Consider the following 11047-nt stretch of genomic DNA (forward strand, 5'->3'; position numbering starts at 1 on the left):
GGCCCCCCGGTGACCACGCCCTCCCTGAACCCGCCGCTCGCGATCCCCGCCCCGACCGACGCCGAGGAGATCACCTGTGACGTCCTCGTCGTCGGCGGCGGCACCGCCGGCACCATGGCGGCCCTGACCGCCGCCGAGCACGGCGCGAACGTGCTGCTGCTGGAAAAGGCGCACGTCCGGCACTCCGGCGCCCTCGCCATGGGCATGGACGGCGTCAACAACGCGGTCGTCCCCGGCCGTGCCGAACCCGACGACTACGTCGCCGAGATCACCCGCGCCAACGACGGCATCGTCGACCAGTCCACCGTCCGCCAGACCGCCACCCGCGGCTTCGGCATGGTGCAGCGCCTGGAGTCGTACGGCGTGAAGTTCGAGAAGGACGAGCACGGCGACTACGCGGTCCGCCAGGTCCACCGCTCCGGCTCGTACGTGCTGCCGATGCCGGAGGGCAAGGACGTCAAGAAGGTCCTCTACCGGCAGTTGCGGCGGCGCGAGATGCGCGAGCGGATCCGCATCGAGAACCGGGTGATGCCGGTGCGGGTGCTGACGGCCGAGGGGCGCGCGGTGGGCGCGGTCGGCTTCAACACGCGCACCGGCGGGTTCGTCACCGTCCGCGCGGGCGCGGTGATCCTGGCGACCGGCGCCTGCGGCCGCCTGGGCCTGCCCGCCTCCGGCTACCTGTACGGGACCTACGAGAACCCGACCAACGCCGGCGACGGCTACGCCATGGCCTACCACGCGGGCGCCGAACTGACCGGCATCGAGTGCTTCCAGATCAACCCGCTGATCAAGGACTACAACGGTCCCGCCTGCGCCTACGTCGCCAACCCCTTCGGCGGTTACCAGGTCAACCGGCACGGTGAGCGCTTCGTCGACTCCGACTACTGGTCCGGCCAGATGATGGCCGAGTTCTCGGCGGAGGTCGCCTCCGACCGGGGCCCGGTGTACCTGAAGCTGAGCCACCTCCCCGAGGAGTCGATCGCGTCCCTGGAGTCGATCCTGCACTCCACGGAACGGCCCACCCGCGGGACCTTCCACGAGGGCCGCGGTCACGACTACCGCACCCACGACATCGAGATGCACATCTCCGAGATCGGCCTGTGCGGCGGCCACTCGGCCTCCGGCGTCCGCGTCGACGACCACGCCCGCACCACCGTGCCCCGTCTCTACGCCGCCGGCGACCTGGCCTGCGTCCCGCACAACTACATGATCGGCGCGTTCGTCTTCGGCGACCTCGCGGGCGCGGACGCCTCCCGGTACACGCCGTACGAAGGGGAGTTGCCGCCCGACCAGATCCGCGAGGCGCACGAACTGATCTACCGCCCGCTGCGCAACCCGGACGGCCCGCCGCAGTCCCAGGTCGAGTACAAGCTGCGCCGCTTCGTGAACGACTACGTGGCTCCGCCGAAGTCCGGCGCCCGGCTCTCGCTGGCCCTGGAGTCCTTCGAGCGGATGCGGGCGGACATCGCCGCGATGGGTGCCCGCACCCCGCACGAGCTGATGCGCTGCGCCGAGGTCTCCTTCATCCGCGACTGCGGGGAGATGGCCGCGCGTGCCTCCCTGGCCCGCACCGAGTCCCGCTGGGGTCTCTACCACGACCGTCTCGACCACCCCCAGCGCGACGACGCCTCCTGGTTCCACCATCTCGACCTGCACAAGTCCCCCTCCGGTGCGATGGAGTTCACGGCCCGGCCCGTGGCTCCCTATCTGGTCCCGATCGACGAGTTCACCCCGGTCGGCGGCCCCTCCCGGCACCTCGGCGAGGTGCACGCCGAGGAGGTGGCCACGGCAGGGGCACGCGAGCTGGCCCCGGTCGCCGCGGGGCGGCCCGGTGGGGCGGGCGCCGGCGGCACGGGCGATCGTCCCGGTGCCGACACACTGACGGACGCTCCGGCCGCCCCCGCCTCCGTCTCCCCCCGGCTGCTCGGCCTCCTGGCCCTCGCCGAACAGGAGCCTGAACTCGCCGCTCTGCGGACCTACTTGGCCGATCCCGACCCCGCTGTCCGCCGCACGGCCGTCGGTGTCCTGACGGAGACCGCGCCACCCGGGACCGGCCCGGTCCTCGCGCAGGCCCTCACCGACCACGATCCCGGTGTCCGCGCCGCCGCGGCCGCGTCCCTGCGCGAACTCGTCGAGACGCTTCCGCCCGAACCCGCCCTCCGAGACGGCCTCGCCACCGCCCTGACCGGGTCCGATCCGGTCGTCCGCGCCGCCGCCCTGGACGTCCTGCGCGCCCTGCGCCTCGGTGACACCGACCTCTTCGCCGGCGCCCTCACCGATACGGACATCGCCGTCCGCGTCGAGGCGGTCCGTGCCCTCGTCTCGGTGGACGCCGCCGAGGAACTCGCCCGCGCGGCCCGCGCCGAGCCCTCCCGCGAGGTCCGCGTGACGATCGCCAAGGCACTGGCGACGGTGTCGGCGGAACACCCGCCGCCCGCCGTCCTCGACGCCCTGGCCCACCTCACCGAGGACCCGGACGCCCTGGTGCGGGGAGCGGCCTACGGAGCCCTCGGCACCACCGGCTGCCCCACGCCCCTCGCCGCCCGCGCGGTCGCCGCCCTGTCGGCCGCCGCCTGGCAGGTCCGGTCGGGTGCCGCGAGAGCACTGTCCGCGGCCGACCCGGACGTGGCCGTGCCCGCCCTCACCAAGGCCCTCGCCGACCCCAACGCCGACGTCCGCAAGGCCGCCGTCCTGGCCCTGACCCGGCACCCGAGCACCGACGGCGCCCGCGCCGCCCTGGCCACGGCGACGACGGACTCGGACGCGGACGTGAGAGCGTATGCGGCACGGGCCCTGTGACGTGCCCCGACTCCCGTGCGGCACCTAGGACGCCGGGTACGGCACCCGGGAACGGTCGTGCGGCACCCGGGAGCGGCCGGTGCGACACCCGGGAGCGGCCGTGCGACCTCCGGGGACGCCGGTGCCGCACCGGGGGACGCTTCCTCCCCGAAGCCCGGGGGCGGCTATATCCAGTCGTCCTCGGGCGCCGGTTCCGCGTCCATCTCGGGCCAGTGGTCCGCGCCGGGATCGGCGTCGGTGGTGTCGTCGGTCCGGCTCGGTGCCTCCTTCGCGGCCCCACCGCCGTCGGACAGGCCGGCGAGCACCCCGATCACGCCCTCGCCGTAGGTCGCGAGTTTCTTCTCGCCGACCCCGCCGATGCCTCCGAGCTGCGTCACCGAGGTGGGCCACGCCGAGACGATCTCCCTGAGCGTGGCGTCGTGGAAGATGACGTACGCCGGGACGCCCTGCTCACGGGCCTGCTCGGCGCGCCAGGCCCGCAGGGCCTCGAACGCCGGCACCAGCGCCTCGGGCAGCTCGGCCACCGCGGCCTTGGTCTTGCCGCGCCCGGACGAGGAGCTCGACCTGGCGGTCGCCGGCTTCTTCGGTTCCTTGCGCAGCGGCACGTCCCGCTCCCGCCGCAGCACCGCCCCGCTGGCCTCGGTCAGCACCAGCGTGCCGTAGTCCCCCTCGACCGCGAGCAGTCCCTGGGCCAGCAACTGCCGTACGACACCTCGCCATTCGCCCTCGGAGAGCTCCTCGCCGATGCCGAACACGGAGAGCTGGTCGTGGTCGAACTGGATGACCTTGGCCGTGCGCCTGCCGAGCAGGATGTCGACGATCTGCACCGCCCCGAACTTCTGCCCCCGCTCCCGCTGGAGCCGCACGATCGTCGACAGCACCTTCTGGGCGGCCACCGTGCCGTCCCAGGTCTCGGGCGGGGTGAGGCAGGTGTCGCAGTTGCCGCAGCCCGCTGCCCCCGGTTCCTGGCCGAAGTAGTTCAGGAGCTGCCCGCGCCGGCACTGCGCGGTCTCGCACAGCGCGAGCATCGAGTCCAGGTGGGCGGCGGCCCGGCGCCGGAACGCCTCGTCGCCCTCGCTCGACTGGATCATCTTGCGCTGCTGGATGACGTCGTTGAGGCCGTAGGCCATCCAGGCCGTGGAGGCCAGTCCGTCCCGCCCGGCGCGGCCCGTCTCCTGGTAGTAGCCCTCGACCGACTTGGGCAGGTCGAGGTGGGCCACGAAGCGGACGTCCGGCTTGTCGATGCCCATGCCGAAGGCGATGGTCGCCACCACGACCAGGCCGTCCTCGCGCAGGAAGCGGGACTGGTGGGCGGCGCGGGTGCCCGCGTCCAGCCCGGCGTGGTACGGGACCGCCTCGACGCCGTTGCGGGAGAGGAACTCGGCGGTGGCCTCCACCGACTTGCGGGAGAGGCAGTACACGATGCCCGCGTCACCGGGGTGCTCCTCGCGCAGGAAGGCGAGGAGCTGCTTCTTGGGGTCGGCCTTGGGGACGATGCGGTACTGGATGTTGGGCCGGTCGAAGCTCGCCACGAAGTGCCGGGCCGTCGGCATGTCCAGCCGCTCGGTGATCTCCTGGTGCGTGGCATGCGTGGCCGTCGCGGTGAGCGCGATCCGGGGGACGTCGGGCCAGCGCCGGCCGAGCACCGCCAGCGTCAGGTAGTCGGGGCGGAAGTCGTGGCCCCACTGGGAGACGCAGTGCGCCTCGTCGATGGCGAAGACGGAGATCTTGCCCCGGGACAGGAGGTCCTGCGTGGCGTCGAGGCGCAGCCGCTCCGGCGCGAGGTAGAGCAGGTCCAGCTCCCCGGCCAGGAACTCGGCCTCCACCACGCGGCGCTCGTCGAAGTCCTGCGTGGAGTTCATGAACCCGGCGCGCACGCCGAGCGCCCGGAGCGCGTCCACCTGGTCCTGCATGAGGGCGATGAGCGGTGAGACGACGACGCCCGTGCCGGGTCTGACCAGGGAGGGGATCTGGTAGCACAGCGACTTGCCGCCGCCGGTCGGCATGAGGACGACGGCGTCCCCGCCGGCCACCACATGCTCGATGATCTCTTCCTGCTCGCCGCGGAAGGCGTCGTATCCGAAGACCCGGTGCAGCGTGGCCAGTGCCTCGCTGTCGCTCGCGCCCGATGTCCCGGTGATCCCTGGCATCTCGCTGATACCGCCCATCCCGCCCATAGTCCCGTCCCCCGTACGTCGTCCCTCGACCACTGCCTCCACGATAGGGGTCGGGACCGACAGCGTCGGAGTTATCCACAGGCCGGGCCGGTGACGTTGCGTGCTCATCCGATCGGCGGATGTCACATGGCGCACTCGTTCGATGCGGGGACATGCTGCTGGGGCGGGCTGGGGAGGCCCGCTCCTCCGACGGACGGCGCCTCACCCGCGCGCCCCTCCCGCCTCAAGCGCCTCAAGGAGAACGACCATGGCCTCTCGGCCCCTGAAGGCAGTGCTCACCGTCGCGGCGGCAGCGGCCTTCTCACTGACCGCCGCGCCCGCGCAGGCAGCCGACCTGGACCCGTCCGTCTGGACGGAACTGTCACATACGTACGGGGCCACCGCGGCCTACGCCTACGAGCCGTACGCCGTCGCCGACGGCTTCGCCCCCACGGCCTGCGCGCCCGGCACGGGCTACCGGTACGTGAACCAGGCGAACGTCGGTCAGACCGACGCGGAAAAGCCCGCGGCCCTCCTCTACGAGGACGGCCCGTACGGGCGCCGGCTCATCGGCGTGGAGTGGGTCGTGAAGGCCGAGTCGGGTGCCGCCGCTCCGGCGATGTTCGGCCAGACCTTCCAGCAGCCGGTCGAGCTGCCGGAGGTGGGCTCCAGCTACACCCTGCGCGCCTGGATCTACAAGACGAACCCCGGCGGTCTCTTCAGCGCCACGCACGCCGCCGTGACGTGCTCGACGGACTCGGACTCGGACGCGGACTCGATCCCGGACCTGGATCTGGACCTGACCCCGGATCTGGACCTGGACGTGTGAGCGCATGCCGCGGGCCCCGGCTCCCTCGAAGGGAACCGGGGCCCGCGGCATGAACCGGGTCGGGGCGTCGGGTCAGCGCACGAAGACTCCGGCCTGGTTCGCCAGGTCCAGGAAGTACTGCGGCGCGACACCGAGGACCAGCGTGACCGCCACGCCGACCCCGATCGCCGTCATCGTCAGCGGCGACGGCACGGCGACCGTCGGACCCTCCGGCCGCGGCTCGCTGAAGAACATCAGCACGATCACGCGGATGTAGAAGAACGCGGCGATGGCCGACGAGATCACACCGACCACGACGAGCGGCGCCGCGCCGCCCTCCGCCGCCGCCTTGAACACGGCGAACTTCCCGGCGAAGCCGGAGGTCAGCGGAATACCGGCGAAGGCCAGCAGGAACACCGCGAACACGGCCGCCACCAACGGTGAACGACGGCCCAGCCCCGCCCACTTGGACAGGTGCGTGGCCTCGCCGCCGGCGTCCCGGACCAGCGTGACCACGGCGAACGCGCCGATCGTCACGAACGAGTACGCGGCCAGGTAGAAGAGGACCGACGACACCCCGTCCGGCGTGGTCGCGATGACACCGGCGAGGATGAACCCGGCGTGCGCGATCGACGAGTACGCCAGCAGCCGCTTGATGTCGGTCTGCGTGATCGCGACGATGGCGCCGCCCAGCATGGTGACGATCGCGACGGCCCACATGACCGGCCGCCAGTCCCAGCGCAGACCCGGCAGGACGACGTAGAGGATCCTCAGCAGCGCGCCGAAGGCGGCCACCTTGGTCGCCGCCGCCATGAAGCCGGTGACCGGGGTCGGCGCGCCCTGGTAGACGTCCGGCGTCCACATGTGGAACGGCACCGCGCCCACCTTGAACAGCAGGCCCATGACGATCATCGCTGCGCCGATCAGCAGCAGCGCGTCGTTGCCCATGGTGTCGGCCAGTGCCGGGTCCACGGTGCCGATGGTGCCGTCGACGACCTGCGCGATGGTGCCGTACGACACCGAGCCCGCGTAGCCGTAGAGCAGCGCGATGCCGAACAGGGTGAACGCCGAGGCGAACGCGCCGAGCAGGAAGTACTTGACCGCGGCCTCCTGCGACATGAGCCGCTTGCGGCGGGCCAGCGCGCACAGCAGGTACAGCGGCAGCGAGAAGACCTCCAGGGCCACGAACAGCGTCAGCAGGTCGTTGGCGGCCGGGAAGATCAGCATGCCGGCGACGGCGAACAGCAGCAGCGGGAACACCTCGGTGGTGGTGAACCCGGCCTTCACGGCCGCCTTCTCGCTGTCGCTGCCCGGCACCGAGGCGGCCTGCGCGGCGAACGAGTCGACGCGGCTGCCGTGTGCCTCGGGGTCGAGCCGCCGCTCGGCGAAGGTGAACAGGCCCACCAGGGCCGCCAGCAGGATCGTGCCCTGGAGGAACAGGGCCGGGCCGTCGACGGCGATCGCGCCCATGGCCGCGATGCCCGCCTTGGTGGTGGCGTACCCGTCGGCGGCCAGGGCGACGACCGCCGCGAAGGCGGCGCACAGGGCCACGACGGAGACGAAGAGCTGGGCGTAGTAACGGGACTTGCGCGGGACGAAGGCCTCGATGAGGACTCCGATGATCGCCGCGCCCACGACGATCAGGGTCGGCGACAACTGCCCGTATTCGATCTTCGGCGCGTCGATCTTCGAGATCGGGTCGGCCGCGTTTGTCCACAGGCTGTGGACGGCTACTGCGCTCACTTGGCCGCCTCCACCTCGGGCTTGGGGTCCTTCTTGTGTACGTCGGACATGGTCGACTTCACCGCCGGGTTGACGATGTCGGTGACCGGCTTCGGGTAGACGCCCAGGAAGATCAGCAGAACGACCAGCGGGGCGACGACCACGAGCTCACGCATCCGCAGGTCGGGCATGGCCGAGACCTCCGGCTTCACCGGGCCCGTCATCGTCCGCTGGTAGAGGACCAGGGTGTAGAGCGCGGCGAGCACGATGCCGAAGGTGGCGATGATGCCGATCACCGGGTAGCGCGCGAACGTGCCGACCAGGACCAGGAACTCACTGACGAAGGGCGCGAGCCCCGGCAGCGACAGGGTCGCGAGGCCGCCGATCAGGAAGGTGCCGGCGAGCACCGGGGCGACCTTCTGGACCCCGCCGTAGTCGGCGATGAGCCGCGAGCCGCGCCGCGAGATCAGGAAGCCGGCCACCAGCATCAGCGCGGCCGTCGAGATCCCGTGGTTGACCATGTAGAGCGTCGCGCCGGACTGGCCCTGGCTGGTCATCGCGAAGATGCCCATGATGATGAAGCCGAAGTGCGAGATCGACGCGTACGCCACCAGCCGCTTGATGTCCCGCTGGCCGACCGCGAGCAGTGCCCCGTAGATGATGCTGATCACCGCCAGGACGAGGATCGCGGGCGTCGCCCACTTGCTGGCCTCCGGGAAGAGCTGGAGGCAGAAGCGGAGCATCGCGAAGGTGCCCACCTTGTCGACGACCGCCGTGATGAGGACGGCGACCGGGGCGGTGGCCTCCCCCATCGCGTTGGGCAGCCAGGTGTGCAGCGGCCACAGGGGCGCCTTCACCGCGAAGGCGAAGAAGAACCCGAGGAACAGCCAGCGTTCGGTGTTGGTCGCCATGTCGAGCGTGCCGTTGGCCCGCGCTTCGGCGATCTCCTGGAGGCTGAAGTTCCCGGCGACGACATAGAGGCCGATGACCGCGGCCAGCATGATCAGGCCGCCGACCAGGTTGTAGAGGAGGAACTTCACGGCGGCGTACGAGCGTTGGGCCGCCGCGTTCTCGTCGGAGCCGGCGTGGGCCCGGTCCCCGAAGCCGCCGATGAGGAAGTACATCGGGATGAGCATGGCTTCGAAGAAGATGTAGAAGAGGAAGACGTCGGTGGCCTCGAAGGAGATGATCACCATCGCCTCGACGGCCAGGATCAGGGCGAAGAAGCCCTGCGTCGGCCGCCACCGCCTGCTTCCGGTCTCCAGCGGGTCGGCGTCGTGCCAGCCCGCCAGGATGATGAACGGGATCAGCAGCGCGGTCAGCGCGAGCAGCGCCACCCCGATGCCGTCCACGCCCAGTTCGTAGCGGACCCCGAAGTCGGCGATCCAGGCGTGCGACTCGGTGAGCTGGTAGCGGTCGCCGTCCGGGTCGAAGCGGACCAGGACGGCGATCGCGAGGGCGAGCGTGGCGAGCGAGACGAGCAGTGCCAGCCACTTGGCGGCGGTGCGCCGCGCGGCCGGCACGGCGGCCGTGGCGATGGCCCCGATCGCCGGGAGCACCGCCGTCGCTGTCAGCAGAGGAAAGGACATCGGTATCAGACCGCCCTCATCAGCAGGGTCGCGGCGACGAGGATCGCCGCGCCGCCGAACATCGAGACCGCGTACGACCGCGCGAAGCCGTTCTGCAGCTTGCGCATCCGCCCGGAGAGGCCGCCGACCGAGGCCGCCGTGCCGTTGACCACTCCGTCGACCAGGGTGTGGTCGACGTAGACCAGGGACCGCGTGAGGTGCTCCCCGCCGCGGACCAGGACGACGTGGTTGAAGTCGTCCTGGAGCAGGTCGCGCCGGGCGGCCCGGGTGAGCAGCGACCCGCGCGGGGCGACGACCGGGACCGGACGCCTGCCGTACTGGAGCCAGGCGATGGCGACGCCGATCACCATCACGGTCACGGTGGCCGCCGTGACCGTGGCCGCGCTGATCGGCGCGTCTCCGTGGCTGTGCCCGGTGATGGGCTCCAGCCAGTGCAGGAACCGGTCGCCGATGCTGAAGAAACCGCCCGCGAAGACCGATCCGAAGGCCAGCACGATCATGGGGATCGTCATGGACCTGGGCGACTCGTGCGGGTGGGGTTCGGCGTGCTCGCCGTGGTGCTCGGCGGCGGGCTCGGCGCTCGGGGCCTCCGGGGAGCGGGTGGGCTGGTTCTTCCAGCGCTCCTCCCCGAAGAACGTCATCAGCATCACGCGCGTCATGTAGAAGGCGGTGATGGCCGCGCCCAGCAGGGCGCAGGCGCCGAGGATCCAGCCCTCGGTGCCGCCCTTGGCGAAGGCCGCCTCGATGATCTTGTCCTTGGAGAAGAAGCCGGACAGGCCAGGGAAGCCGATGATGGCGAGGTAGCCGAGGCCGAACGTCACGAAGGTGACCGGCATGTACTTCCTGAGGCCGCCGTACTTCCTCATGTCGACCTCGTCGTTCATGCCGTGCATGACCGAACCGGCGCCGAGGAAGAGCCCGGCCTTGAAAAAGCCGTGCGTTACCAGGTGCATGATCGCGAAGACGTAGCCGATGGGGCCGAGGCCCGCGGCGAGGACCATGTAGCCGATCTGCGACATGGTCGAGCCGGCCAGGGCCTTCTTGATGTCGTCCTTCGCGCAACCGACGATCGCACCGAACAGCAGCGTGACCGCGCCGACGACGGTGACGACCAGTTGGGCGTCCGGCGCGAGGTTGAAGATGTTGGCGGAGCGGACGATCAGGTAGACGCCCGCGGTCACCATCGTGGCCGCGTGGATGAGGGCCGAGACCGGGGTCGGGCCCTCCATCGCGTCCCCGAGCCAGGACTGCAGCGGCACCTGGGCGGACTTGCCGCAGGCCGCGAGCAGCAGCATCAGGGCGATGCCGGTGAGCGTGGCCTCGGAGGCGCCGGTGACGAGTCCGGGCTCCTCGTGGCTGCCGAGCACCGGGCCGAACGCGAAGGTGCCGAAGGTCGTGAACATCAGCATGATCGCGATCGACAGGCCCATGTCGCCGACGCGGTTGACCAGGAAGGCCTTCTTCGCCGCGGTGGCCGCGCTGGGCTTGTGCTGCCAGAAGCCGATCAGCAGGTAGGAGGCGAGACCGACGCCCTCCCAGCCGACGTACAGCAACAGGTAGTTGTCAGCGAGGACGAGCAGGAGCATCGCCGCGAGGAACAGGTTCAGATAGCCGAAGAAGCGGCGGCGCCGCTCGTCGTGCTCCATGTACCCGATCGAGTACAGGTGGATCAGCGAGCCGACGCCGGTGATCAGCAGCACGAACGTCATCGACAACTGGTCGAGGCGGAAGGCGACGTCCGCCTGGAAGCCCTCGACCGGCACCCAACTGAACAGGTGCTGGGTGAGCGTGCGGTGCTCCGCGTCCTTGCCGAGCAGGTCGGCGAAGAGGATGGCGCCGAAGACGAAGGAGGCGCCGGCGAGCAGGGTGCCGATCCAGTGGCCGACGGCGTCCAGCCGCCGGCCGCCGGTCAGCAGGACCGCCGCTCCGAGCAGGGGCGCCGCGATGAGCAGCGCGATGAGGCTTTCCACGAT

General features: G+C 71.1%; 6 protein-coding genes. 2 read left to right on the forward strand and 4 right to left on the reverse strand.

All coding sequences use genetic code 11. The features are described from left to right. The first annotated feature begins 9 nt into the window (after positions 1–9). Complete coding sequence (locus ACZ66S_RS08890) at positions 10–2799, forward strand: fumarate reductase/succinate dehydrogenase flavoprotein subunit (RefSeq protein WP_469900679.1); 2790 nt, start codon at positions 10–12, stop codon at positions 2797–2799. Positions 2800–2963: 164 nt separating this feature from the next. Here ACZ66S_RS08890 and recQ read toward each other — a convergent pair whose 3' ends face one another. Continuing rightward, positions 2964–4976 carry a DNA helicase RecQ gene (gene recQ, locus ACZ66S_RS08895; protein ID WP_469900907.1) on the reverse strand — a complete coding sequence of 671 codons (2013 nt, stop codon included), beginning with the start codon at positions 4974–4976 and terminating at the stop codon, positions 2964–2966. Between the two features lie 247 nt (positions 4977–5223). Here recQ and ACZ66S_RS08900 point away from each other — a divergent pair, with 247 nt between their 5' ends. Next, positions 5224–5784 carry a hypothetical protein gene (locus ACZ66S_RS08900; RefSeq protein ID WP_469900681.1) on the forward strand — a complete coding sequence of 187 codons (561 nt, stop codon included), beginning with the start codon at positions 5224–5226 and terminating at the stop codon, positions 5782–5784. A gap of 72 nt (positions 5785–5856) precedes the next feature. On the opposite strand, the gene nuoN is transcribed toward ACZ66S_RS08900, so the two are convergent. Genes nuoN through nuoL form a run of 3 tightly spaced genes read right to left on the reverse strand, consistent with a single transcriptional unit; the run spans position 5857 to position 11044 of the window. Continuing rightward, entirely contained in the window at positions 5857–7506 is a 1650-nt protein-coding gene (gene nuoN, locus ACZ66S_RS08905) for an NADH-quinone oxidoreductase subunit NuoN (protein ID WP_469900682.1), read from the reverse strand. Continuing rightward, the gene (locus tag ACZ66S_RS08910) at positions 7503–9074 is read right to left on the reverse strand and encodes an NADH-quinone oxidoreductase subunit M (protein ID WP_469900683.1); all 1572 of its coding nucleotides are present in this window, start codon (positions 9072–9074) and stop codon (positions 7503–7505) included. The genes nuoN and ACZ66S_RS08910 overlap by 4 nt, the downstream gene beginning before the upstream one ends. Positions 9075–9079: 5 nt before the next feature. Beyond that, positions 9080–11044, reverse strand: coding sequence for an NADH-quinone oxidoreductase subunit L (gene nuoL, locus ACZ66S_RS08915; RefSeq protein WP_469900685.1), 1965 nt, complete (start codon positions 11042–11044; stop codon positions 9080–9082). Between the last annotated feature and the right edge of the window lie 3 nt (positions 11045–11047).

The sequence above is a fragment of the Streptomyces sp. NPDC107471 genome, assembly GCF_055582845.1.